The following is a 24,795-nucleotide window of genomic DNA, read 5'->3' on the forward strand; positions in this document are numbered from 1 at the left end:
CCAGCGTCATGGCGGCTCAGGGTCGCGGCTCCCTACGGTGGGTCCATGCGCAATTCCTGGGGGTCGAGGACGTGGCTGGCACTGGCCTACGTCACGCTCGGCCTGCCCGTCGGCATCGTGACCTTCACGGTCGTGCTGGTCGGCCTCGCGCTCGGCATCGGCCTGCTGCCGCTCTTCGGCACCGGGGTGGTCGTGCTGGTCGCGACCGTCTACACGGCGCGCGGGATGGCGGCCTTCGAGCGTGGCCGGGCGACGATGTTCCTCGGCGTACACCTGCCCGACCGCCCGCGGCTCTCGCCGGAAGGTGCGAACGCCGGACGCCGGGCGTGGGCGCTGATCTCCTCGCGCGCATCGTGGAAGGAGATCGCCTACTGCCTGCTGATGCTGCCGATCGGCACGGTGTTCTACAGCCTGGCCGTGTCGGTCTGGGCGATCGGGCTGGCCGGCGTCCTGCTCCCCGCCTACGGGTTCGCGCTGCCCGGGGGCGAGGTCGTGACCTGGCTGCACTGGACGCCGTGGCTCGAGGTCCTGGCGGGCTTCGGGATCGGCCTGCTGGCGCTGCAGCTCGCGCCGCTGCTGACCGTGGCGCTGGCCGACGCGCAGCTGGCGCTGGTCCGATCGCTGCTAGCGCCCAGCGGCGCCGAGGTGCTGCAGGCGAAGGTCTCCTCGCTCACCGAGTCCCGCGCCCGGGTGGTCGATGCGGCGGACGCCGAACGCCGCCGGATCGAGCGGGACCTGCACGACGGCGCGCAGCAGCACCTGGTGTCGTTGGCGATGAACCTGGGGATGGCCAAGGAGAAGATGGACTCCGACCCCGAGGCGGCCCGCGAGCTGGTGACCCGCGCGCACCAGGAGGCCAAGGACTCGATCACCGAGCTGCGCAACGTGATCCGCGGTGTCTACCCGGCCGTGCTGACGGACCGCGGGCTGGACGCCGCGCTGTCCGCGCTGGCCGCGCGCTCCCCGGTCCCGGTGCGGCTCGACGTCCGCCTCTCGCGTCGCCCCGGACCGACCGCCGAGGCCATCGCCTACTTCGTGGTCTCCGAGGCGCTCACCAACGTGGCCCGGCACTCCGGCGCCAAGCAGGCGTCGGTGCACGTCGAGCTGCGCGAGGACGCCACCGGCCGCGACCGCCTGCAGGTCGCGGTCGTGGACGATGGTCACGGCGGCGCCACGGAGGGGGCCGGCAGCGGCCTGACCGGCCTGCGGGACCGCGTCCGCGCCGTGGACGGGACGTTCCAGCTGATCAGCCCCCAGGGCGTCGGCACGACGATTGCCGTGGAGGTGCCGTGCGAGTCGTGATCGCCGAGGACTCGGTGCTGCTTCGTGAAGGCATCATCCGGCTGCTGACGGACGCCGGGCTCGACGTCGTCGGCGCCGTCGACGAGCCGGAGGCGTTGCTGCGCAGCGTGGACGAGCTGCTGCCGGACATCTGCATCGTCGACATCCGGATGCCGCCGACGCACACCGACGAGGGCATCCGGGCCGCGCTGGTGATCCGCGCGCAGCACCCGGACGTCGCGGTGCTGGTGCTGAGCCAGTACGTCGAGGAGCGCTACGCCACCGACCTGATCGCCTCGGACACCCGCGGGGTCGGCTACCTGCTCAAGGACCGGGTGGCGGACGTGCGCGAGTTCGTGGACGCCGTCCGGCGGGTCGGCGAGGGCGGCACCGCACTGGACCCCGAGGTGGTCTCCCAGCTGCTGGTCCGCAGCCGGCGCACCGACCCGCTCGGTGGGTTGACCCCGCGCGAGGGCGACGTGATCCGGCTGATGGCCGAAGGCCGCTCCAACCAAGGGATCGCGGCGGAGCTGGTGGTCAGCGAGGGAGCCGTCGAGAAGCACGTCAGCTCGATCTTCCTGAAGCTCGCGCTGCCGCCGGCCGACCAGGACCACCGCCGCGTGCTGGCGGTCCTGCGCTACCTGGAAGGTTCGTGATGACGGTCCACGACGCCCCGCAGCTGACCCAACCCGCCGACCCGCCACCGGCCGGCGGCAGCGCCCGACCGCTGCTGATCGGTCTGGGCATCGCGTTCGCGGTGCTCTCGATCGTCGCGGGCACGCTGAACGTGATCGGCTCCATCGGGCGGGACTCGGTGCAGCGCCAGGCCAGCTACCAGGGCATCCGGGTGGTCGACGTCGACGTGTCGGCCGAGTCGGTGCAGATCGTCGCCGGCCCGGACGACGTCACCCGGCTCGACCGCACCATCGGCTGGTCCCTGCAGAAGCCGAGCTTCAGCGAGCGGCAGGAGGGTGACCGGCTGGTCATCCGCTCGAGCTGCGGGATCACGTTCGGCCGCGGCTGCTCCGGCAAGGTGCGCCTCGTCGTGCCGGCCGACGTCCAGGTGCACGCGCACAGCTCGGGTGGTTACGTCGGGGCCACCGGGCTGTCCGGCCCGCTGGACCTCTCGTCCAGCGCCGGGCACGTGGAGGGCGTCCGGCTGGCGTCCGCCACCGTCGAGGCCGACTCGTCGGCCGGGTCGGTGTCGCTGACCTTCGCGGTCGCGCCCACCGACGTGAAGGCCACGGGCAGCGCCGGCTCGGTCGAGGTGCTGCTGCCACCCGGGGACGAGGCGTACCGGGTCGACGCGGGTTCCAGCGCCGGCTCCAGCGAGGTGTCGGTGCGGACCGACCCGGACTCGTCGCGGCGGATCGTCGCCCACTCCAGCGCTGGCTCGGTCGAGGTTTCTTACTCTGAGTGATCACTTGTGTGCATGGTGGTCGGATTTTGCATCGATTGAGCACTCTTCGTAACGAACCTTCTACTCAGAGGCGTTTTGCTGACAAGATCTCATTACCGGCTCGGGGCAATGCCCGGGCCCTTGTCATGGAGTGAACGTGCGCGACCTCGCCCCTGAGATCTGTCGGCAACGCCTCGTCGTCGAGGGGTTGTGCCATGCCCCCATCGACGCGCCGGAGATCCGCAAGTACCTCTCTGAGCTCTCGTCGGCGATCGACATGGTCTCGCTGATGGAGCCGGTGACCCACCAGTCCCCGCTCTACGGCTGGGCCGGCTGGATCCACTGGGAGACCTCCGGCGCGCACTTCTACGCCTGGGACGTGCCGCGCCTGTTCTTCAGCGTCGACATCTACGCCTGCAAGCCCTTCTCCGCCCAGACCGTGCTGGACCTGACGCAGGCCTCGTTCGACGCCTACGACCTCGTGCACAAGGAGTTCTGATGGCGGCTCGGTACTGGATGCACTTCGACGCGCGGGGCGACCTGCTGGAGTCGGCGCGCCAGTGCGAGGCCGAGGTGTTCCACCGGTGGTTCGGCAACACCCGCGCCGAGCTCGACGAGGAGTACGGCAGCTACGAGGGTGACTCGATCTTCCTCGTCCTGGCCGACGAGGCGGACGAGGTGGTGGCCGCCGTCCGCCTCATCGCCCCCGGCCCCTCCGGCTTCAAGACCCTGGACGACGTCGCCCGAGCCCCGTGGCAGGTGGACGGCGTCCGCTCGGCCGCAGCGGCGGGGCTCGACCTGTCCCGCACCTGGGAGGTCGGCACCCTCTGCGTCCGTCCCGGTGTGGCCGGCAGCAGCCGCCTCTCGCTCGCGCTGTACCACGGCCTCATGGTGGTGGCCCAGGTCAACGGCATGACCTCGTTCATCGCGGTGCTGGACGAACGGGTCCGCCGGCTCCTGGCCTCGGTCGGCATCACCACGCGAGCGCTGCCGGGGACGAGCACCGCCCCCTACCTCGGCTCGGCCCGGAGCACGCCGGTCTACTCGCACTTCGCCGCCATGCTGGACGCCCAGCGCCGGGACCTGCCCGACGCCTACCGGCTGGTCACCCTCGGCATCGGGCTGGACGGCATCGTCGTCCCCGACCGCGAGTCGTTCCGCCGACGCCAACCCGAGCTCGTGCTGGACCTGGCACCGCTGGAGGCCGGCGAGGCCCTGGACGCGGACCGGCTCGTCAGCGAGCAGCTACCCGATCCGCGGCGCGGGTAGGACCTTGCCACGGGTGGGCGGCACCTGCGTCGCCCACCGGCGCACCCAGGGATCCACGTCGCTCAGCGGCATGGGCCGAGCGACGTGGTACCCCTGCAGGACGTCGACGCCCATCTCGACGAGGGCGAGCGCCGTCGCCTCGTCCTCGACCCCCTCGGCGACCAGCCGCATCCCCATGGCGTGCGCCATGTTGGTCGTCGTCTCGACGATGAGCCGGGTCCGTTCGTCGGTCAGCAGGGTCGCGACGAACGAGCGGTCCATCTTGAGCTCCTGGACCGGCAGGTCGCGCAGGTACGCCAGCGAGGAGAACCCCGTGCCGTAGTCGTCGATGGCGACCTGGACCTGGTGCTCTCGCAGCTCGTAGAGGGCGTCCCGGGCGCGCTCGGGATCGGACAGGAACGAGTCCTCGGTCACCTCGATCAGCAGCCGGTCCCCCGGCAGCCCCGCCTCCTCTAGGGCGAGGAACAGGTGCGGCAGCAGCTGGCCACCCAGCAGCTCCACCGGCGCGCAGTTCATCGCCACCCGGAAGGTCCAGCCGCTGGCGGCGAAGGCCCGGGCGTCGCGGACGGCCTGTCGGGCGACCCACTCGGACAGCATCGGCATCAGGCCCGCGCGGCGCGCGTCCGGCAGGAACTCCATCGGCCCGAGCAGCCCCTCGCTGGGATGCTGCCAGCGCACGAGCGCCTCCATCGCGATGAGCCGCCGCGTCAACGCGTCGACCTGCGGCTGGTACCACAGCACCAGCTGGCCCTGCGTGATCGCGGCCCGCAGCTCCTCGCTGCGCTGCAACCGCTGCCGGGTGAAGACCTCCTGGGAGGGGTCGTACAGCAACGCCCCCGCCCGGGCCTGCTTCGCCTCGTACATCGCCACGTCCGCGCGGCGGAGCAGGTCGGTCGCGGAGCGGTCCCCGTCCCGGCGCACGGTGATGCCGATCGAGGCCCGGATGGCCAGGTCGAGGTTGTCGATGTGCACCGCCGCGAGCAGCACCTGGCGCAGCTCCTGGGCGAGCTCGAGCAGCGCGAGCTCGTCGTCCCCCTGCGCCAGCACGGCGAACTCGTCGCCGCCGAGGCGCGCGACCAGCACGTCGTGCGGCAGCGTCGACTGCATGCGGTGCGCGACGGTGCGCAGCACCGCGTCGCCGGTGCCGTGACCCAGGCTGTCGTTGATGTCCTTGAAGCCGTCCAGGTCGAGCAGCATGAAGGCCAGCGGGTCCTGGCGGGCCAGACCCTCGTCGGTCGCGGTGAGCACGGCCCGCCGGTTGGGCAGCCCGGTCAGCTCGTCGGTCATGGATAGCCGGAGCGACTCCGCTGCGCCTCGGGCCTCCTTGAGGGCGAGCGTCATGCGACCCCCGGCGCACACCAGGGTGACGATGGCCGGGACGGTGATGTACCAGCCGATCGTGCCCCCGGGGTGCAGGACGAGGGCCAGCAGCGCGACGGACGCCGCCGCGATCAGCATCCGCGAGCGCTGCAGGTCGGGCTTGGGGGCGAGCTCGGCGCGCTCGCGACGGCAGGCCGAACCGACCAGCAGCGCGAAGGCCCCGCCCCAGAGCACGTCCAGCAGCACGCTCGAGGAGTACGAGTCGGCCTTCAGGGACAGCATGAAGCTGGAGTCCGCGGCGGCGAGCGCGAGGAAGGCCACCGCCAGGCCGACCGTGCGCCGGGACCGGGTGCGGTGCCGCAGCATCATCTGCGCCAGCACGACGGTGGCCAGGACCAGGTCGATCAACGGGTACAGGATCGCCAGCAGCAGGGTGAGCCCGCCCCGGTCGAAGGTTCCGGCGAGCGGCTTGAGCACGAAGAAGCTCGCGACGCAGACCGCCGCACCGCAGACGACCGCGGCATCGAGCCCGAGTGCGAGGGCAGGAAGTCGCGGCCGCGGCACGTCCAGCAGGAGGAAGGCGGCCATCCCCAGGTAGGAGGTGAGGTAGAAGATCTCTCCCGGCGCCGGGAAGGTCACGACGGAGACGGAGACGGCCTGGCTGGCGCTCACCATGGCCGAGCCGGCAGCCCACAGCGTGACGCCGGCCACCAGCACGAGCAGGGCGGTGCGGCGGCGGGGGTCGTTCCCGGCGACGACGAGCAGCCGGGTGAGCTGCAGCAGGAAGAACACCGTCAGGGTGACCACCAGGGCCGCGCGGATCGCCGGGCCGTCGGCGGATCCGGGGAGTACCAGGGTGGATCCGGTCCCGAGCGCCGCGACCGTGAGCGCGGCGGCGCCGAGCCGCCGTTGGGTCACGTCGGCCCGGGGCGTGGTCGCGCGGCCGTCTGCCACCGCTCCTCCACGTCGCTCGATCCAGGGATGCCCGCCCTGACCTGCGGGTCAAGAGGCGCCTTCTTGATCATCGGCGGGACGACGCTCGTCTTGAGCCAATCGCCCGGATCGCGCCGCTCGGCGGGAGAGCCGGTCGCTAAACGGCAGTGCCGCGGCTGGCGTGGTCGTCGGCGACGTCACGGGCCGCGCCCAGCAGGTACGGCGCGGCGCGCTCAGCCGGGTCGGGCGGGTCGGGCGGGTCGGGCGGGTCGGCGCGCAGGTCGACCACCACGCAGGTGATGTTGTCCGGCGCGCCGGCGTCCAGGGCGAGGGCCACCAACCGGTCGAGGGCCGTGTCCGGGTCGCTGACGAGCAGCGCCTCACGGATGGCCGGGTCGGCGACGACGTCGGACAACCCGTCGCTGCACAGCAGGTAGCGGTCACCGGGGTGGGCGGGGCGGACCACCGACTCGACGTGCACGCCCTCGGGTTCGCCCTGCAGGGCGTTGGTGATCAGGTTGCCGCGCGGGTGCGAGACCGCCTGCTCCGGGGTGAGGATGCCACGGTCGACGAGCAGCTGGACGACCGTGTGGTCCGAGGTGACCTGGCTGAGCTCACCGTCGTGCAGGAGGTAGGCCCGCGAGTCGCCGACGTGCGCGACCGTGACCTCGTCGTCCTGCACCAGCAGCGCCGTCATGGTGGTGCCCATGCCGCGCAGTGCGGGCGTGCGCGCGATGGCCTCGCGCAGCTGCTCGTCCGCGGCGACGACGGCGGCCGACAGCGTGCGCGGTTCCTCCCCGCCAGGGTTTGGGTCGTCCAGCCCGACGACGGCTCCGGTGGCGATCGTGCTCGCCACCTCGCCGAAGTCGTGACCACCCATGCCGTCGGCGACCAGCGCGAGGCGGTGCCCGACAAAAGCGGAGTCCTCGTTGCTCGGACGTCGTAGGCCGGGGTGGGTGCGTCCCACGGCCCACATGGACGTCACAGCAACCCCTTCCGCGCACTGCTTGGCCTCGGGCGACACCCATCCTGCTACAGCGCGGGCGACGGGTGTCAACCACCATGCGCGCGGGCTACAGCATCTCGCGCACGGCCCGGGCCTCGACGTCCTGCATGACCTCGTCCGCCACCTCGCCACTCACCTGACCGCTGCGTCGCGCCTGCAGCACCAGATCCCGTTCGACCTCGCTCGTCCTGGCCAGCGCCAGGCGCAGCTCGGGGGCGTAGTCGCGCTCCTGCGCGCTAGCACCGAAACGGGCGTCGTGCAGGGCCTCCTGGGCGGCCAGGTACCCCTCGTACTGGAGCACCACGGCGGTGCGGACCGGCGCGGGGACCTCGTCCGGCAGGCTCCGGGCGCTGTCGAGCGCTGCCTCGATGGCCTGACGCCGGAGCAGCACGACCTCGTGGGCGGCATCGCCCTCGCCACCGACGCCGAGCAGCTTGACCAGCGGCCCGAGCGTCAGGCCCTGCAGCACCAGCGTGACCAGCACGCAGAAGAGCCCGACGAACACGATCTGACTGCGGTCCGGGAACGGCGAGCCGGCGTCCGTGACCATGGGCAGAGCCAGGGCCGTCGCGATGGTCACCACGCCGCGCATGCCGGCCCAGGCGACGACGACGGTCTCCCGGGTGCCGTACGAGGGCCGGATCGCGTCGGGGAGCTGCGGCAGGCGCGCGAGCGCCACCGCGGGGAACATCCAGACGATCCGGCCCACGATCAGGGCGCCCACCACGCTCACCCCCAACCACACCGTCGCGCCGTCGAAACCGTTGGACTGCAGCACGTCCGTCAGCTCGAAGCCGATCAGCACGAAGACCAGGCTGGTGATCAGGTAGTCGGCGAAGCGCCACACCGCACGGCCGAGCAACCACCCGCCGGAGGTGATCGCGGGAGTCCCATAGCTGCGCAGGAACAGGCCGAGCGCCAGCACCGCCAGGACGCCGGACCCCCACAGCTGCTCGGCCAGCAGGTAGGCCGCGAACGGCATGGCCACGGTCACGGTCGTCTCGGCGGTGTCGTCGTGCAACGCCTTGAGCGCCAGGCGGGTCAGCCACCCCAGCGCCAGCCCGACGCCGACGCCGACGCCGACCGACAGCACGAGCCGCAGTGTGGCCTCCCCCGGACCGACCCGTCCGCTGACCACCGAGGTGACGGCGAGCCCGTAGAGCACCAGGGCGGCCGCGTCGTTGAACATCCCCTCGCCCTCGAGAACCGTCACCACCCGGTCCGGCAGCCGCAGCCGGCGGGCCACGGCGCTGGCGGCGACCGGGTCAGGCGGTGCCACCACCGCGCCGAGCACCCAGGCCGCACCCCAGCCGAGGCCGGCCAGGTGGGCGATCCAGGCCGCCAGGGCGGCGCTGGCCAGGGTCAGCCCGACCGCGAGCAGCAGGATGGGTCGCGCGTTGTCCCGGAACTCTCGAGCCGTGGCGCGCTGCGTCGCCGCGAACAGCAACGGCGGCAGCACGATCGGCAGGATCAGGTCCGGCTCGAGCGCGACCTGCGGCACCCGCGGGACGAGGGCCACCCCGAGCCCGAAGATCGTGAGCAGCACCGGTGACGGCACCCGGAGCCGGTCGGACAGCGGGGTCAGCACCACCACGCCGGCGACCAGCACCCCCGCGACGAGCGCATCGGACATGGCCGCATCCTCTCGCGGATCAGCCCTTGATGGCCCCGCTGAGCTCTCCGCTGCGCAGGAACAGCCGCTGGAAGACCAGGAAGATGATGATCGGCAAGGCCGTGGAGATGAGCAGCGCGGCGAGGAACACGTCGAGCTCGATGATCGGCTGCAGCGTCGGCAGCCGCACCGACAACGGCTGCTTGGCCGGGTCGGGCAGGACCAGCAACGGCCAGATGAAGTCCTTCCAGGCCGCGAGCACCGCGAACACCGAAACCACCCCCAGCACGGGCCGTGACATCGGCAGCGTCACGGACCAGAAGAGTCGCCAGGGGCCGGCGCCGTCCACCGTCGCCGCCTCGAACACCTCGCGGGGCAGGCTGTCGAAGAACCGCTTCATCAGGATGACGTTGAAGGCGCTGGCCCCGGCCGGCAGCACGACCCCCCACCAGCTGTTGATCAGGTTGCGGTGCACCAGCGGGACGTCCAGCACCGTCAGGTACAACGGCACCAGCAGGACCACGGCGGGGACGAACAGCGTGACCAGGACCGCCGCGTTCAGCACCCGCGCGTACCGCGGCCGCAGCACCGAGAGCACGTAGCCACCGGTCGTGGCCACCACCATCTGGCACGCCCAGGAACCCGCGGCGATGATGATCGTGTTCAGGAAGTACCGGTCCAGCTGGACGTCGACCCAGGCGGTCTTGAGGTTCGACCAGTCGGTTCCGTTGGGCCACAACGCCATCGGGTGCCGCAGGGTGTCCTGGGTCGGGGTGATCGCCGACTTGGCGAGCCACAGGAGCGGGCCGAGCGAGGCGAGCACGAGCCCGACCAGCAGCAGGGTGTAGACCACCCGCCGGACGGCGCGCGCGACCGGCCCGCGGGCGTCCCGGCTGGTGGTGATGCCGCGCGCGGTCGCGTCCTCGACGACCGGCGGACGACGGCGCCGGAGCCCGCGACGCACCGCGGGCTCGGCGAGGGCCCCGACGGTGGGGTCGGCGTCCCGCCGGGTGTCCAGCCCGAGCGTCATGAGTCGCTCCAGGACCGGGTGAGGCGGAAGAACAGGAGGGAGAACAGCGCCAGGAACACCGCGAGCATCAGGCTCAGCGCGGCCGCGGCGCCGTAGTCGCCGCCCAGGCTGTTGCCGAACGCGTAGTCGTAGATCATCAGGAGCACCGTGGTGGTGGCGTTGTCCGGGCCACCGCGGGTGAACAGGTACGGCTCGAGGAACACCTGCGCCGTCCCGATGATCTGCAGGATCAACGTGATGAGCATGACGCCGCGCAGCTGGGGCACCGTCACGTGCCACACCTTCCGCCAGGTGCTCGCGCCGTCCACGTCCGCCGCGTCGTACAGCTCCGCGGGCACCGAGACGAGCGCCGCGAGGTAGATGATGACCGTCGCGCCCGCCGCGGCCCAGGTGGCTTCCAGCACCAGGGACGGCATGGCGGTCGTCGGCGAGTCCAACCAGGTGAACGGCCCGAGGTGGACCCAGCCCAGGATCGTGTTGAACACCCCGTCCGGGCTGGAGTCGTAGAAGAAGCGCCACAGCAGGACGGCGACGACCGGCGGGATCACCACCGGCAGGTAGGCCAGCGCGGTGAACAGGCCACGGTGCCGGCGCAGGTCGCTCATCAGCACCGCGAGGAACAGCGGGATCGGGTAGCCGAAGACCAGCGCCAGCAGCGCGAAGTACGCGGTGTTCCTCACCGCCGTCGGCAGCAGCGGGTCGGTGAGCACCTGCCGGAAGTTGTCCAGCCCGACGAAGACCGGGTCGGTGACCAGGTTCGTCGCCTGCAGGCTCATCACGACCGCGCGCACGATCGGGAACCAGGAGAAGTAGGCGAAGACGATGATCAGCGGGGCGGCGAACGCCAGGGTGGTCAGCCCGCCGTCCTTGACCCACGTCACGGGTGTCCTGCGCCGCCGCCCGGCCGCAGGGCGGGGCGGGCGGCGGCGCAGGTGCTCAGTCGTGCTCGACATCAGGTGCAGCGGTCCTTACTTGGAGAGCAGCGCCTGGGCCTGGGTGTTGGCCTTGTCCAGCACCTGGTCGACGTCCGCGTTCTTGTCCGTGAGCACCTTCTGCACCACGGTGTCGAGCAGGGCGTAGACCTCCTGGGTGTGCGAGACGGGCTCGGCCAGGAACTTCTGGCTGTTGATGCCGTTGGTGAAGTTCGCCATCTGGTCGATCGGGACGTTGACGTACGGCTTGATCCAGCCGTTGTAGGACGTCAGCGTCGCCGCGTCGAAGACCGGCAGCTGCGGGGTGCCGACGGGCTGCTTGCCCTCGTTGAGCGTCTTCGCGTCCGCCTCGGCGGCGCTCTGCTCGCTCAGCTTTCGCATGTAGTACCAGTCGTTCCACTTGACCGCCGCGTCCGCCTGGGCCGGGGTGGCCTTGGCGCTGACGGCGGCGATGGAGCCGCCACCGAGGACGCCGGCGTCGCCGGATCCCAGCGGCACCAGGCCCAGTCCGTACGAGTCGGCCTTGACCTTGTTCTGCTGCACCAGGGCGTTGTAGACGTCCGAGCCGCTGATGTACATGCCGGCCTTGCCCGCCGCGAACGCCTGGTTGATGCCGCCCCAGTCGAGCAGCGCACCCGACCCCACGGAGTTGTCCTCCCAGCGCATCGCCTTCAGGGTGTTGAGCACCTGCTTGGTCGCGTCGTTGTTGATCGTGGCGGTCTTGCCGTCCTCGGACTCCATCCGGCCACCCAGGGTGTAGGTGAACGTGGTGAGGTCCCAGCCGCCGGTGTTGCCCTTGCTCATCGTCACGAAGCCCGGCTGGCCGGTCTTGTCGTGGATGGCCTTGGCGTCGGCCCGCAGGTCGTCCCAGGTCGTCGGGGGCTTGTCCGGGTCCAGCCCGGCGGCCTTGAACAGGTCGCGGTTGTAGTGCAGCCCCATGCCGTAGACCCCGGTGGGCAGGCCGTAGATCTTGCCGTCCGGGCTCTGCACCGCGGCCAGCACGCTCGGGTTGAACTTGCTGGCGTACGGCAGCGCCTTGACCTGCTTGCTGACGTCGAGGATCTGGCCGCGCTCGATCAGGCCACGCCCATCGGTGAACGGCACCCGGAAGGTCGTGGGCAGCGTGCCGCCGGCGAGCTGGGCCGCGAAGGTCTCACCCTTCCACTCCCACTCCTTGGGGTCGATGGTGATGTTCGGGTTCGCCTTCGTGAACTCGGCGGCCTGGGCCTTGAAGGTGTCGATGGTCGCCTGCTCCGAACCGGGGCGCCAGCCCTCGACCGAGATGGTGACCTTGCCGTCCTTGCTGTCCTTGGCCTCGTCGTTGCCCGCTGAGCTGCCGCAGGCCGCGAGCAGGCTCACCGCGAGCACACCGGCGAGCGCGCTCGCCGAGGCTGTGGTCCGTCGTCGTGAGGACATCGTCGTCGCTCCTTGGTGATGCGGCCGGCGCTGCCGGCTCGTCGTCGAACTTCGGTGGTGTCTCTGGTGGTGTCGCTGGTGGTGCGCGGTGGCTCAGGGCGTGGGGACGTCGAGCCAGACGGTGGTGTCCGCCGGTAGCCGACCTCCTTCCAGGGGGGCGCTGCTGAGCAGCACGCGGTCGTGCCGTGGGAGGTCGATCGGGACGTCTCGCAGGTTCGTGACGCTGACCAGGGACGGCCCGCGGCGGAACGCGAGCACGCCCTCGAGGTCCATCTCGTCGCCGGTCAGCCAGGTCAGGCTCCCGTCACCGAGGTCGGGGTGCTCCCGGCGCAGCCGCAACGCGGTGCGGTACAGCGAGAGCATCGAACCGAGGTCGCTGGCCTGGGCCTGCACCGTCAGGCCCGCCCAGTCGGCGGGCTGGGGCAGCCAGGACGGCGCCACCGCACCGCCGTTCGGCACCGCGCTGAAGCCGTACGGCGCCTGCTGTCCGTTCCACGGCAGCGGCACCCGGCAGCCGTCGCGGCCCGGGTCGACGCCACCGGACCGCTCGTGCATGGGGTCCTCGAGGCGCTCCAGCGGGAGGTCCTCGACCTCGGGGAGTCCGAGCTCCTCACCCTGGTACAGGTACAGGCTGCCCGGCAGCGCCATGGTCAGCAGCGCGGCGGCCCGGGCCCGGCGGCGTCCGAGCTCGAGGTCGGTGGGGGTGCCGAACCGCTTGCGCTCGAAGGCGAACGAGGTGTCGGCCCGGCCGTACCGGGTGACGGTGCGGGTCACGTCGTGGTTGGCCAGCACCCAGGTGGCCGGCGCCCCGACCGCGCGGTGCATCTCGGTCGTGGTGTCGATCGAGCGGCGCAGGTCGTCGACCTGCCACGGGCAGGCCAGGAAGTCGAAGTTGAAGGCGGTGTGCAGCACGTCCGGGCGCAGGTAGCGACCGAAGCGCTCGACGTCCGGCAGCCAGATCTCGCCGACGAGCGCGCGGCCGCCGTACTCGTCCGCGATGCGGCGCCAGGCCCGGTAGACGTCCTGCAGCTCGTCCCGGTCGACGTACGGGTGCTCACCCGGGCCGGGCTCGTCGTCCAGCTCGGGCAGGGTCGGGTCCTTGACCAGCAGGGCCGCGGAGTCGATCCGGACGCCGGCCACGCCCCGCTCGAACCAGAACCGCAGGACGTCCTCGAACTCCGCGCGCACCTCCGGGCTGTCCCAGTTGAGGTCGGGCTGGCCGGGCGCGAACAGGTGCAGGTACCAGTCGCCGGGGGTGCCGTCGGCCTCGACCAGCCGGCTCCACGCCGGTCCGCCGAAGTTGGACTGCCACCCGTTGGGCGCCAGCTCGCCGTGCTCACCGCGGCCGGGCCGGAACCAGAAGCGCGCGCGCTCGGGCGAGCCCGGCCCGGCGGCCAACGCCTCCTGGAACCAGCGGTGCTGGTCGGACACGTGGTTCGGGACGACGTCCACGATCGTGCGCAGGCCCAGCCGCGCCGCGGTGGCGATCAGCTCCTCGGCCAGCGCGAGGTCGCCGAACGCGGGGTCGATGGCCCGGTAGTCGGCGACGTCGTAGCCGCCGTCGGCCATCGGCGAGGGGTACCAGGGGGTGAACCACATGGCGTCCACCCCGAGGTCGCGCAGGTAGGGCAGTCGGTCCAGGACGCCCAGCAGGTCCCCGGTTCCGTCGCCGTCCCCGTCCGCGAAGCTGCGCGGGTAGACCTGGTAGATCGCGGCCGAGCGCCACCACTCGTCGTCGCCGGTCGTCGGCGGGTCGGTCAGCGGCGGGGCCGGCGGGGTGGCCAGCGGGCGGGGTGCGGCGTCCTGCACGGCCACGCGTTCCTCCCAGATCCGGCGACATCGGCGGTTGGCTGATCTGAACGAGGAGGCTATTCATAGTGGACTAGATCACGCAAGAACTTGACAGAAATACTTTTGAAACCCGACTAACTGCTCCACCCGCCGCGCCGCCGTCACCGCACATAGCGCGCTATCCGGGCCCAGAACGCCGAAATGACCCCACTAAGCGGGACAAGTGGGGCCAGCGGGGCTGGGGTGGGGTGGGGGTGGGATGGGGCGGGGGGGTGGGGTGGAGGTGGCGCTGGGTCAGGCGGGGTGACGCGCCGGGCCGGTCGAACGCCGGACGACGAGCTCGGGCTCGAAGAAGAGCTCGTCGCTGGACGCGTCCTCGCCACCGATCTGGCGCATCAGCAGGTCCACGGCGGCCCGCCCCATGGCCTCGATCGGCTGCCGGACGGTGGTCAGCGGCGGCTCGGTGCAGCTCATGAAGGCCGAGTCGTCGTAGCCGACGACGGAGATGTCCTCCGGCACCGACAGCCGCGCTCGCCGCACGGCCCGGATCGCCCCCAGCGCCAGCGGGTCGCTCGCACAGATCACGCCCGTGACGCCGCGGTCGATGAGCTTGCTGGCCGCAGCCTGACCGGCCTGCAGCGAGTACTGGCTGCGCACGACCTGGTCGGCGCCGAGCTCGATCCCGGCCTCCCGCGCGAGCATCCGGGCAGTGCTCAGCTTGCGCTCCGAGGGCACGTGGTCCTCCGGCCCCAGCACGAGCCCGATCCTGTTGTGCCCCAAGGCGATCAGGTGCCCCATGGCCTGCTCGACGGCGCTGGCGTCGTCGCAGACGATCTGCGGCATGCCCAGGTCGTCGATCGCGGCATTGAGCAGGACGGCGGGCAGGTTGCGTTCGAGGATGCGCTCGTAGTGCTCGTGGTCGGCGTCCCGCTGGGAGTACAGGCCGCCCGCGAACACGACCCCGGCCACCCGCTGCTGCATCAGCAGGTCGACGAAGTCGGACTCCGAGACGCCGCCGGCGGTCTGGATGCACAGCACCGGGGTCAGGCCGTTCTGCGCCAGGCTCGCGCCCAGCACCTCGGCGAAGGCCGGGAAGATCGGGTTCTGCAGCTCGGGGATGACCAGCCCGACGAGCCGGGCCCGCTCCCCGCGCAGCTTCGACGGTCGCTCGTAGCCCAGCACGTCGAGCGCGGTGAGGACGCTCTCGCGGGTGGCGTCCGAGACGCCGGGCTTGCCGTTGAGCACGCGGCTGACCGTCGCCTCACTCACTCCGACGCGGCGCGCGACCTCAGCAAGTCTCCTGGACACGGGCGCAAGTGTAGGACCGATTCGTGCAAGCGGTTGCGCGACCTGCGGGCTAGGGGTGCCGCCCGCGTGGCCGCAGCTCGGCGTTCGGCAGCGGGGGCGCGGGCAGCGGCGGCCCGTCGTAGCCCGCCACCTGCCCGAAGCGGGTCCCGCCGAGCGGTCCGGCGCCGCCGTCCAACCCGTCCATCCAGGTCTGCCTCGCCTCGACGATCTCGGCGTGCGTGCGGGCCACGAAGTTCCACCACATGACGATCGGCTCCTCGAACGGCACGCCGCCGAGCAGCAGCAGCCGGGCGCCGTCCCGGGTGGAGACCGGCAGGGACTCCCGGTCCGTCCCCAGGTACAGCAGCCGGCCGGGGGACAGCGGCTCGTCGGCCACGACGGCCGCGCCGCGCAGGGCCAGCACGCCGTACTCGTACTGCGGGTCCAGGGGCAGCAGCCCGGACGACGTCACCTCCAGCTCCGCGCCGACGACCGGCGAGTAGACGGTGGCCGGGCTCACGACCCCGGCCAGCTCGCCCACCAGCACCGTCGCGCGCACCCCGTCCAGCTGGACCTGCGGCAGCTCGGCGACGTGCTGGAAGGACGGCTCCACACCGCGGGCGTCGTCCGGCAGCGCGATCCACAGCTGCGCCCCGTGCAGCCACGGCGGCCGGTCGACGGGTGACTCCTCCGAGTGCGAGATGCCGCGGCCGGCGGTCATCAGGTTGAGCTGGCCGGGGCGCACCAGCTGGTGCGTGCCCAGGCTGTCCCGGTGGTCGACGGCTCCGTCGACCAGCCAGGACACCGTCTGCAGTCCCACGTGCGGGTGCGGGGGCACCCGCATGCCGGGCAGGGCGATCACCGCGTCGGGACCGAAGGTGTCCACGAAGCACCAGGCACCGATCATCCGGCGGTCCCGGTGCGGCAGCGTGCGGTTCACCAGGTTGGTCTTGCTGATCGGGACGTCGCGGCCCTCGATCAGCTCGGTGACCGGCCCGCGCGGGGCGTCCGAGACGGAGACGGTCTCCGTCGGGTGCGCCTCCCGGTTGCTCATGCAATCACCCTACGACCCCCAGCCGACATTCAGGGCGCATTCAGGTCACATCACCCGCCCGTGCCGGCGGGGGACCGGAACAGCGCAACGGCACCGCCCCCCAGTGCGGGGCGGTGCCGTTGGTCGCGTGTTCGGAAGCTCAGCTGCGCTGCTGCGGGATGCCCGCGAGCAGCTGACGCACCTCGTCCTCGGGGTAGCGGCGGTGCCCACCCAGGGTGCGGATGGAGGTGAGCTTGCCGGCCTTGGCCCAGCGCGTGACGGTCTTCGGGTCGACGCGGAACAGGGCCGCGACCTCCGCCGGCGTCAGCAGCGACTGCGCGTCGGGGCTCTTGGTGGCCATGACTTACTCCTTCACATGATCCGCGTCGGACGACGCGGTTGCTTGTACAAGGATGCCCCCTATGGGTGCCGTTAGGGAACATTCAGGACGGATCATTGTGTTCCGCTCCGCTGGGACTAGTTAGGTAGCCCATCCCGTGCACGGATGACTAGTCCGCGGATCTTCCGGCTCAGCAGGCCCTCGACAGGAGCCGCACCCGCTGCCACCGCGTAGTCCATCGGCGATACGCCGCGGCCGCCGACGTCGCGTCCCCCTCGGCCAGCGCGGCCAGCCCGTCCGCGACGTCGGACGCCGAATCATCGCTGCTCAGGTGCGCGGCGTCCAGCAGGTGCGCGAGCCCGCCGTAGTCCAGCTCGACCAGGCTGCGCGAGTCGAACTCCTCCAGCCAGCGGGCGACCTGCTCGATCTCGTCCACCACGTCCACGTCGCCGAGCCCTTCGCGGGCGGCCCGGAGCCCTACTGCCGCACGCCTTCTGGCGGACGACATGGCCGTCCGGTAGCGCAGCGAGGGCTCCGGGTCGACGGTCAGCCTGCGCTCCTCGCCGGCGAACGGAACGAACCAGGACACCGGCACGTGCCACGCCGCGGTCCGCGAGAACAGCCGGACCTCACCACCCGCTCGGGTGAACGCCGCGAGGTCCGCGGCAGCCTGCTCGCGCAGCGCGACGGGCACCGCGGCCTCGCCGGGGAGCAGGTCACCGTCCTCGTCGGGACCGCCCAGCCGCTGCCAGACCTGCAGGCGTGGCTGCATCGGGCAGACGTACAGCTCGCCGTCCTGCTCGATCACCAGGCCGTGCCGGCTCTCGGCCGCCGGGACCGGCGCCGGCGGGCGTCCGGCGAGCCGCCGCACGGACTCGGCGTACAGCTCCGCCTCCACCTCCGTCGCCGACGGCGCGTCCACCGCGTACTGGGTCCAGCGCCGGCGCTGCTCCGGGGCCAGGTGGGCCACCGGCTCGTACACGCGCAGCTGCGCCTGGTACGGCGGGCGGCGGGTGACGGTGGGCACGCCCCCCAGGGTGTCACCTCTGGAGCGTTCTACGCTGGGGACCACGGGGTCGACGACGCCCCCGGACGGCGGGTGGTGGCCTCACGAGGGCCCCGCCCCGGCACCCCTGAGGAGTCACCACCGTGACCAGCACCGCGACTGGCCTGACCACCCACCCGCCGAGCGAGGACGGCAGCGACGTCTTCGCCGGCGACCACGAGCAGGTGGTCTTCTGCCACGACGTCGAGTCCGGGCTGCGCGCGATCATCGCGCTGCACAGCACCGCGCTCGGCCCCGGTCTCGGCGGCACCCGCTTCTACCCGTACGCCAGCACCCGTGAGGCGCTCGCCGACGTCCTGCACCTATCCCGCGGCATGACCTACAAGAACGCCGTCGCCGGGCTGGACCACGGCGGCGGCAAGGCCGTGATCATCGGCGACCCGGCCCGGGACAAGACCCCCGAGCTGCTGCGCGCCTACGGCCGGTTCGTGCAGAGCCTCGGCGGTCGGTACGTCACGGCGTGCGACGTCGGCACGTACGTCGCCGACATGGACGTCGTCGCGCAGACCTGCGACTTCGTCACCGGGCGCAGCGAGGCGGACGGCGGGGCGGGCGACTCCTCCGTGCTGACCGCGCTGGGCGTCTTCCAGGGCATGCGGGCCGCGGCCGCGCACCGCTGGGGCGAGCCCACGCTGGCCGGCCGCCGGGTCGGGGTCGCCGGGGTCGGCAAGGTCGGTCACCTGCTGGCCGGGCTGCTGCTCCAGGACGGCGCGGACGTCGTCGTGACCGACGTGTCGGAGGCGGCGCTCGCGCGGGTGCGCGCCGAGCACCCGGAGGTCACGACCGTCGGCTCGACGGCGGAGCTGGTGGTCGCCGACCTGGACGTGTACGCCCCGTGCGCCCTGGGCGACGCCCTCACCCCGGAGGTCGTCGACGGCCTGCGGGCGAGCATCGTGTGCGGCGCCGCGAACAACCAGCTCGCCGAACCGGCGGTGGCCGACCAGCTGATGGCCCGCGCGATCACCTACACGCCCGACTACCTGGTCAACTCCGGCGGGGTGATCCAGGTCGCCGACGAGCTGCACGGCTTCTCGTTCGAGCGGGCGCGTGAGCGCACCCTGAAGATCTTCGACGCCACGGCTGCCGTGCTCGCGGAGGCGGACGCCGAGCACGTGGCCCCATCGGTCGCGGCCGACCGGCTGGCCGAGCGACGGATCGCCGGCGTTGCGCCGAACGAGCGGCTCTTCCTGCCTGGGCGCCGATGAGGGCACCGGCCCCGCTAGGTGGAACCCGCCGGGACAATGTACCGTTGGGCCTACGACGAGATCACTTGATTCCGGGGCCGCTTCTCGCCGCCCCGGTCGACGCATGAGGGGGTCGACGCTATGGGTCGCGGCCGCGCCAAGGCCAAGCAGACCAAGGTCGCCCGGGAGCTGAAGTACTACAGCCCCGACACGGACCTGACTGCCCTCCAGCGTGAGCTCCACGCTGACACGCCGTTGTACTCGAAGCCGGAGCGCCTCGCGCCCTCCGACGACGAGGACGAGGGCGACTACCAGCAGTGGGCGTCCGGCGAGCGCTGACGCGCTCGTCCTGCCACACCGTCTCGTGCACACGGGGTTCTGGCCCGTCCAGAACCCCGTGTTCGCGTGATCGAGCCCGCCGTCGGAGCCGGCTCGCTCAGAGCGGCTGGCTGCCGACCATCCGGACGGCGCCGCCGTCCACGCCCTTGGCCCCCTGGGTCACGTCGCCGTCCGAGCGGGCCCCCGGGGCACCGACCGTGCCGAGCACCCAGGCGGGCAACCCGCGGGCCTGCAGCCGGGCCAGTGCGGCGTCCACGCTCTGCGGCGCCACCACGGCGACCATGCCGACCCCGAGGTTGAGCGTGCGCTCGAGGTCGTCCACCGGCACCTGACCGAGCCGGCGGACCAGCCCGAACACCGGGGCCGGCGTCCAGCTGGCGCGGTCGACGACCGCCTCCAGCCCGCGCGGCAGCACCCGGGCCAGGTTCGCGGCCAGTCCGCCGCCCGTCACGTGGCTCACGGCGTGCACGTCGACGCCGTCGTCCCGACCGCCGGCCCGGCCACCGCGCACCAGGTCGAGCACGTCCTGGGCGTAGACCCGGGTCGGCTCGAGCAGCTCCTCGCCGACGGTCCGCCCGAGCTCGTCGACGTGCCGCTCCAGGCCCCAGCCGGACACCTCGAGCACCCGGCGCACCAGCGAGTAGCCGTTGGAGTGCAGCCCGGACGACGCCATCGCGACCAGCACGTCACCGTCGCGCACCCGCTCGGGGCCGAGGACGTCGTCCGCCTCGACCACGCCGGTGACCGCACCGGCCACGTCGTACTCGTCCGGGTCCAGCAGGCCCGGGTGCTCGGCCGTCTCGCCGCCGGCGAGCGCGCAGCCGGCGACCACGCACGCCTCGGCGATCCCGCGCACCACGGCCGCGATCCGCTCCGGGACGACGGACCCGCAGGCGATGTAGTCGGTCATGAACAGCGGCTCGGCGCCGGCCACCACGATGTCGTCGACGACCATGCCGACCAGGTCGAAGCCGATCGTGTCGTGGATGTCGAGGCGCTGGGCGATCTGCACCTTCGTGCCCACCCCGTCCGTGCTGGTGGCCAGCAGGGGTCGCTTGTAGGTCTTCAGGGCGCTCACGTCGAACAGCCCGGCGAAGCCGCCGATGCCGCCGACCACCTCGGGGCGCCGGGTCTTGGCGACCCACGCCTTCATCAGCTCGACGGCGCGGTCGCCGGCCTCGGTGTCGACGCCGGCACCGGCGTAGGTGACCGGCTCCGGGTCGTTCGGCCGGGTGGTCACGGGCGGGCCAGGGCGTCGGTCGCCCCGCCGGACAGGCCGGTCGGGACGCCGTCCGCGTCCCGCCGAGGTCGAGCGGCGTCCACCTCGAGGCCGGGCAGGGTCTCGAGCACGTTCTTGCCGAGCTGGTCGGCGTGCGGCAGCTCGATCGGGTACTGACCGGTGAAGCAGGCCCGGCAGAGCCGGTCCTTCGGCTGGTTCGTCGCGGCGATCATGCCGTCCTCGCTGATGTAGCCGAGGCTGTCGGCGCCGATGCTGGCGCGCACCTCCTCGACCCCCAGGCCGGTCGCGATGAGCTCGGCCCGGGTCGCGAAGTCGATGCCGTAGAAGCACGGCCAGCTGATTGGCGGCGAGGAGATCCGCACGTGCACCTCGGCGGCACCGGCCTCACGCAGCATCCGGACCTGGGCCCGCTGGGTGTTGCCGCGCACGATCGAGTCGTCGACGACGACCAGCCGCTTGCCGCGGATGACGTCGGTCAGCGGGTTCAGCTTGAGCCGGATGCCGAGCTGGCGGATCGTCTGGCTGGGCTGGATGAACGTGCGGCCCACGTACGAGTTCTTCACGAAGCCCTGGCCGAACGGGATGCCGCTGGCCTCCGCGTAGCCGATCGCCGCCGGGGTGCCCGACTCCGGGACGCCGATCACCAGGTCGGCCACCGCGGGGTGCTCGACGGCCAGGCGGCGGCCCATCTCGACCCGCGCCTCGTGCACCACCCGGCCGCTGATCGTGGTGTCCGGGCGGGCCAGGTACACGAACTCGAAGACGCAGCCCTTGGGGTCCGGCTCGGCGAAGTGGCTGGAGCGCAGGCCGTCCGCGTCGATCACCACCAGCTCACCGGGCTCGATCTCACGGATGTAGCTGGCGCCGATCGTGGCCAGCGCCGGGGTCTCGCTGGCGACGACCCAGCCGCGCTCGAGGCGGCCGAGCACCAGGGGGCGGACGCCGTTGCGGTCCCGAGCGGCGTACAGCGTGTGCTCGTCCATGAACACGAGGGAGAACGCGCCGCGCAGCTCGGGCAGGATCTCGAGGGCGGTGGACTCCAGGCTGTGGTCCGGGTCGCCGGCCAGCAGCGCGGTGATCAGCGCGGTGTCCGTCGTGTTCCCGCGGGACAGCTCGCCCGCCGCCTGCGCCCCGTACCGCTGCTGGACGACGTCCCGCAGCTCGGCGGAGTTCGTCAGGTTTCCGTTGTGCGCGAGCGCCACCGTGCCACCGGCGGTGTTGCCCAGGGTCGGCTGGGCGTTCTCCCACACGCTCCCGCCGGTCGTGGAGTACCGCGTGTGGCCGATCGCGAGGTGGCCGGCGAGCGAGTTCAGCGCCGTCTCGTCGAAGACCTGCGAGACCAGGCCCATGTCCTTGTAGACCAGCAGGCGGTGGCCGTCGCTGGTCGCGATGCCGGCCGACTCCTGACCTCGGTGCTGCAGCGCGTACAGCCCGTAGAAGGTGAGCTTGGCGACCTCCTCGCCGGGGGCCCAGATCCCCAGGACGCCACAGGCGTCCTGCGGGGACTTCTCACCGGGGAGCAGGTCATGGGACAACAGCCCGTCGCCTCGTGCCACTGGTCGAGTGTCGCACAGCCCGGCGCGCTCATGAACCCGGCGGGCCGGCCGATGGGCTGACCGGGACGAACAGCGCGCGACGACGGGGGACCGGCATGCACCGACGAGGTCGGCTCACGACGACTGTGGGCCTCGTCGTCGTCCTCGGTGCCGTGGCGGTGGCCTCGACGGCGACCGCCGGCGATGCGGGGGCGGCGACCCCCGTCCCCAGCGTCGCGGGCTCGGCCGCGATCGCCAACGTGGCCCGGGCGCAGGCGCAGTGCGACCTGGGGGTCACGGCGGCCCGGCCGGACGACGCCGCCCGGGCGGGGCAGATCATGGCCGGTCGGGTACCGATCGAGAAGTACGGCACGGTACTGATCCCGCGGAACCCGACGTGGCGTCCGCAGGCCGGCCTGGACAGCTCCGGCGACGGCCACATGAACTCGCTGCACTACCTCGTCCCGCTGCTGCGTGAAGGGGTGCGGACCGGGAACCGCGCCATGGTCGACCGGTTCTACGGACTGCTGCGGGACTGGGGGACGGACAACCGGCTCACCCTGAAGAAGCGCCCGAACGGCTACGGCTGGCAGCCCATCTACACCGGCTACAGGATGCAGGTGATCGGCTGCGCGCTGGCCGGACCGCGCGGCCGCGAGCCCTGGCTGCGAAGGCTGGCCGCCGTGCACGCGAACTACGTGACGACCTACACGTCCACGCTGGCCTCCAACAACACCGGCATCCAGCTGGCCATGGGGCAGTACGTGCTCGGCTGCTCGATGGGGCACGCGAGCTGGCGCAACGCCGCCCGGGGCCGGCTGAGTCGCCTGGTGACCCACCTGGTGTACGCCGACGGGTCCACCCGGGAGGGCGCGGTCTCGTACGCGACGTCGGACTACGCCTGGTTCCGGCTCGCGGGCCAGCGGCTGCGCCGGTGCGGCACGAGCGTGCCGAGCGGGTGGTCCCGGGTGGACGCCATCGCGCGGTTCGTCGGCAACGCGATCCGGCCCGACGGCAGCTACGAGGCGCTCGGTGACACCAGCCCGCAGCGCCCCAGCGTGTCCACGTACACCGGGACGGCGGCGGAGTGGTCCGCCCGGCTCGGCGCCGGCGGCACGCGACCCGTGTCTCCGTTCGCGATCTTCCGCAGCGGTGGCTACGCGTTCGGCCGCTCGGGCTGGGGCACGGCGACCCGCCCCTTCACCCAGCAGAGCTTCTACTCCCTGCGCTTCGGGGCCGGGCCGGGGGCCGGGATCTTCCACGCGCACGCGGACGCCGGCGCCCTGACCTTCTACGCGAACGGCAGCGAGCTGCTGCACGACACCGGGCAGTGGCGGTACCAGTACGGCGCGACGCGCACCTTCGTCACGGGACGCGACGCGCACAACGTGGTCTCGGCGTCCGGCGGGGGCTACAGCACGACCCGGGCGGCCGCCGTCACGGCCGTGCTCAGCGACGCCCACCGCGACCTCGTCACGATCGTCGACACCGGGTACCGCAAGAACAAGATCACCCTCACCCGCACCGTGCTCTACTCCCGGAGCGGGGAGTACCTGGTCGTGTGGGACCGCGCGGTCAGCGCCCTGAAGGACGCCAAGGGCCACGTCGTGCCGCGGCAGTTCGCGCAGCACTGGCAGCTTGGTCCCGGGCAGTCCACCCTCACGTCGGCCGGCCAGGTCAGCACCAGCGGACCCGGCGCCAACACCACGCTGGTCTGGCTCGGCACGCGCCCGCGGGTGACGGTGAGCACGGGGTCGACCAGCCCCCGCCGCGGCTGGGTCTCCCCCAGCTACGGGAAGCTGACGCCGGCGCCCGCGGTGCGCGCGAGCCTCGGCCCGGCCACCGTCGCGGGCTGGGTCACGGTGGTGCTGCCGCGCCCCGCCGGCACCGCGCCGTCCGCGGTCGCGGCGAGCGCGCAGTCGCTGACGAGCTCACGGTTGGAGGTCACGGTCCGGACGGCGAGCGGGCGCTCCGAGCGCGTCGTGCTGACCCGCTCCGCCGCCAGCGTGAGCGAGGTCAGCGGCGCAGTCGCTCGATGAGCACGGCGAACGCGCCACCCAGCACGCCACCGAGCAGGCCGAGCAGCAGGGCCAGGTAGCCCAGGAGCTGTCCGCGGCCGGTGTCGGCGTCGGCCGAGCCGCTGAGGGCGAGCACGACGGCGAGCAGGACGCCGATCGCCGCGCCGGTGAGCAGGAACGCGCCGTACCGCGGGGCTCGGCGCACCGGCAGGCGGCGCGGCCCGCTCTCCGGGGGCTGCGCGCTCTCCGGGGGCTGCGCGCTCTCCGGGGACGGCGCGCTCTCCGGGGACGGCGCGCTCTCGGCGGGCTGGTCGACGTGGGGCTCGCTCACGCCCCGACGGTAACCCAGCGCACCATTCGCGCTTGACGTGGCTATCCGCCCCTCACCACCACGTCTAGCGCGAAGGGTGCGGGGTGGGCGGCGTCACGTTCAGCCGGGTGCCGACGGTGCCGATGCACAGACCATGCGCTCACTTCGCCCCGCCGCCGCCACCCTCGCCACCGTCGGCCTGCTCGTGGCCGGCACGGCCCTGCCGGCGCAGGCCGCCGTCCCGGCGAAGTGGAAGAACTGCACGGCCGTGAACAAGACGTACAAGCACGGCGTCGGCAAGGTGAAGGCGAAGGACAAGACGTCCGGCAAGCCGGTCACCACGTTCAAGCGCAGCGACAGCCTCTACCAGGCAGCCATCAAGGCGAACAAGGGCCTGGACCGCGACAAGGACGGCATCGCCTGCGAGAAGCGCTGACCCGGCTCCCGACGCGCG

At 72.4% G+C, this 24,795-nt stretch carries 23 protein-coding genes; 9 read left to right on the top strand and 14 right to left on the bottom strand.

The genetic code is table 11. The features are described from left to right. Positions 1-45 precede the first annotated feature (45 nt). The 5 genes from ABEB17_RS05905 to ABEB17_RS05925 all read left to right on the top strand — a co-directional run bounded on the left by ABEB17_RS05905 (position 46) and on the right by ABEB17_RS05925 (position 3,949). The gene (locus tag ABEB17_RS05905) at positions 46-1,302 is read left to right on the top strand and encodes a sensor histidine kinase (RefSeq protein WP_345715665.1); all 1,257 of its coding nucleotides are present in this window, start codon (positions 46-48) and stop codon (positions 1,300-1,302) included. Next, positions 1,290-1,937, top strand: coding sequence for a response regulator (locus ABEB17_RS05910; RefSeq protein ID WP_345715666.1), 648 nt, complete (start codon positions 1,290-1,292; stop codon positions 1,935-1,937). Before ABEB17_RS05905 ends, ABEB17_RS05910 begins: the two co-directional genes overlap by 13 nt. Then, positions 1,937-2,701, top strand: coding sequence for a DUF4097 family beta strand repeat-containing protein (locus tag ABEB17_RS05915; protein WP_345715667.1), 765 nt, complete (start codon positions 1,937-1,939; stop codon positions 2,699-2,701). Before ABEB17_RS05910 ends, ABEB17_RS05915 begins: the two co-directional genes overlap by 1 nt. Before the next feature lie 136 nt (positions 2,702-2,837). Beyond that, positions 2,838-3,179 (top strand): S-adenosylmethionine decarboxylase, encoded by a 342-nt coding sequence (locus ABEB17_RS05920; protein WP_345715668.1) that lies wholly within the window; start codon positions 2,838-2,840, stop codon positions 3,177-3,179. Continuing rightward, entirely contained in the window at positions 3,179-3,949 is a 771-nt protein-coding gene (locus tag ABEB17_RS05925) for a hypothetical protein (protein WP_345715669.1), read from the top strand. The genes ABEB17_RS05920 and ABEB17_RS05925 overlap by 1 nt, the downstream gene beginning before the upstream one ends. On the opposite strand, the gene ABEB17_RS05930 is transcribed toward ABEB17_RS05925, so the two are convergent. The 11 genes from ABEB17_RS05930 to ABEB17_RS05980 all read right to left on the bottom strand — a co-directional run bounded on the left by ABEB17_RS05930 (position 3,926) and on the right by ABEB17_RS05980 (position 17,676). Continuing rightward, positions 3,926-6,223, bottom strand: a complete 2,298-nt coding sequence (locus ABEB17_RS05930; RefSeq protein ID WP_345715671.1) for a putative bifunctional diguanylate cyclase/phosphodiesterase — start codon at positions 6,221-6,223, stop codon at positions 3,926-3,928. The two genes, ABEB17_RS05925 and ABEB17_RS05930, sit on opposite strands and share 24 nt — an antisense overlap. A gap of 136 nt (positions 6,224-6,359) precedes the next feature. After that, complete coding sequence (locus ABEB17_RS05935) at positions 6,360-7,178, bottom strand: PP2C family protein-serine/threonine phosphatase (RefSeq protein ID WP_345715817.1); 819 nt, start codon at positions 7,176-7,178, stop codon at positions 6,360-6,362. Positions 7,179-7,275: 97 nt separating this feature from the next. Next, positions 7,276-8,841, bottom strand: a complete 1,566-nt coding sequence (locus ABEB17_RS05940; protein ID WP_345715672.1) for a Na+/H+ antiporter — start codon at positions 8,839-8,841, stop codon at positions 7,276-7,278. A 19-nt stretch (positions 8,842-8,860) separates the two neighbouring features. Further along, positions 8,861-9,850 carry a carbohydrate ABC transporter permease gene (locus ABEB17_RS05945; RefSeq protein WP_345715673.1) on the bottom strand — a complete coding sequence of 330 codons (990 nt, stop codon included), beginning with the start codon at positions 9,848-9,850 and terminating at the stop codon, positions 8,861-8,863. Continuing rightward, on the bottom strand, positions 9,847-10,803 hold the full coding sequence (locus ABEB17_RS05950; protein ID WP_345715674.1) for a carbohydrate ABC transporter permease: 957 nt from the start codon (positions 10,801-10,803) through the stop codon (positions 9,847-9,849). Before ABEB17_RS05950 ends, ABEB17_RS05945 begins: the two co-directional genes overlap by 4 nt. A 15-nt stretch (positions 10,804-10,818) precedes the next feature. Continuing rightward, on the bottom strand, positions 10,819-12,198 hold the full coding sequence (locus ABEB17_RS05955) for an ABC transporter substrate-binding protein (RefSeq protein WP_345715675.1): 1,380 nt from the start codon (positions 12,196-12,198) through the stop codon (positions 10,819-10,821). 93 nt (positions 12,199-12,291) lie between these two features. Beyond that, entirely contained in the window at positions 12,292-13,959 is a 1,668-nt protein-coding gene (locus ABEB17_RS05960; RefSeq protein ID WP_345715819.1) for a glycoside hydrolase family 13 protein, read from the bottom strand. A gap of 324 nt (positions 13,960-14,283) precedes the next feature. Then, on the bottom strand, positions 14,284-15,297 hold the full coding sequence (locus tag ABEB17_RS05965; protein WP_345715676.1) for a LacI family DNA-binding transcriptional regulator: 1,014 nt from the start codon (positions 15,295-15,297) through the stop codon (positions 14,284-14,286). Positions 15,298-15,346: 49 nt separating this feature from the next. Continuing rightward, positions 15,347-16,330 carry a pirin family protein gene (locus ABEB17_RS05970; RefSeq protein WP_345715677.1) on the bottom strand — a complete coding sequence of 328 codons (984 nt, stop codon included), beginning with the start codon at positions 16,328-16,330 and terminating at the stop codon, positions 15,347-15,349. Between the two features lie 139 nt (positions 16,331-16,469). Next, positions 16,470-16,670 (bottom strand): BldC family transcriptional regulator, encoded by a 201-nt coding sequence (locus ABEB17_RS05975; protein ID WP_345715678.1) that lies wholly within the window; start codon positions 16,668-16,670, stop codon positions 16,470-16,472. A 169-nt stretch (positions 16,671-16,839) separates the two neighbouring features. Further along, a complete protein-coding gene (locus ABEB17_RS05980) occupies positions 16,840-17,676 on the bottom strand; it encodes a DUF8083 family protein (RefSeq protein WP_345715679.1) in 837 nt (278 codons plus the stop codon). Positions 17,677-17,819: 143 nt separating this feature from the next. On the opposite strand from ABEB17_RS05980, the gene ABEB17_RS05985 reads away from it, so the two are divergent. Further along, positions 17,820-18,920, top strand: a complete 1,101-nt coding sequence (locus tag ABEB17_RS05985; RefSeq protein ID WP_345715820.1) for a Glu/Leu/Phe/Val dehydrogenase dimerization domain-containing protein — start codon at positions 17,820-17,822, stop codon at positions 18,918-18,920. A 120-nt stretch (positions 18,921-19,040) separates the two neighbouring features. Then, positions 19,041-19,238, top strand: a complete 198-nt coding sequence (locus ABEB17_RS05990) for a DUF3073 domain-containing protein (protein ID WP_345715680.1) — start codon at positions 19,041-19,043, stop codon at positions 19,236-19,238. Between the two features lie 97 nt (positions 19,239-19,335). Here the strand turns inward: ABEB17_RS05990 and purM are convergent, their stop codons facing one another. Beyond that, positions 19,336-20,478 (bottom strand): phosphoribosylformylglycinamidine cyclo-ligase, encoded by a 1,143-nt coding sequence (gene purM, locus ABEB17_RS05995; RefSeq protein ID WP_345715681.1) that lies wholly within the window; start codon positions 20,476-20,478, stop codon positions 19,336-19,338. Beyond that, positions 20,475-22,034 (bottom strand): amidophosphoribosyltransferase, encoded by a 1,560-nt coding sequence (purF, locus tag ABEB17_RS06000; RefSeq protein ID WP_345715682.1) that lies wholly within the window; start codon positions 22,032-22,034, stop codon positions 20,475-20,477. Before purF ends, purM begins: the two co-directional genes overlap by 4 nt. Positions 22,035-22,129: 95 nt before the next feature. Here purF and ABEB17_RS06005 point away from each other — a divergent pair, with 95 nt between their 5' ends. Then, positions 22,130-24,052, top strand: coding sequence for a heparinase II/III domain-containing protein (locus ABEB17_RS06005; protein ID WP_345715683.1), 1,923 nt, complete (start codon positions 22,130-22,132; stop codon positions 24,050-24,052). On the opposite strand, the gene ABEB17_RS06010 is transcribed toward ABEB17_RS06005, so the two are convergent. Beyond that, complete coding sequence (locus tag ABEB17_RS06010) at positions 24,030-24,362, bottom strand: hypothetical protein (RefSeq protein WP_345715684.1); 333 nt, start codon at positions 24,360-24,362, stop codon at positions 24,030-24,032. The genes ABEB17_RS06005 and ABEB17_RS06010 overlap by 23 nt on opposite strands. 133 nt (positions 24,363-24,495) lie before the next feature. Here ABEB17_RS06010 and ABEB17_RS06015 point away from each other — a divergent pair, with 133 nt between their 5' ends. Further along, on the top strand, positions 24,496-24,777 hold the full coding sequence (locus ABEB17_RS06015; RefSeq protein WP_345715685.1) for an excalibur calcium-binding domain-containing protein: 282 nt from the start codon (positions 24,496-24,498) through the stop codon (positions 24,775-24,777). Positions 24,778-24,795: the final 18 nt, after the last annotated feature.

This window comes from Angustibacter luteus (genome assembly GCF_039541115.1).
Classification (GTDB): Bacteria; Actinomycetota; Actinomycetes; order Actinomycetales; family Angustibacteraceae; genus Angustibacter; species Angustibacter luteus.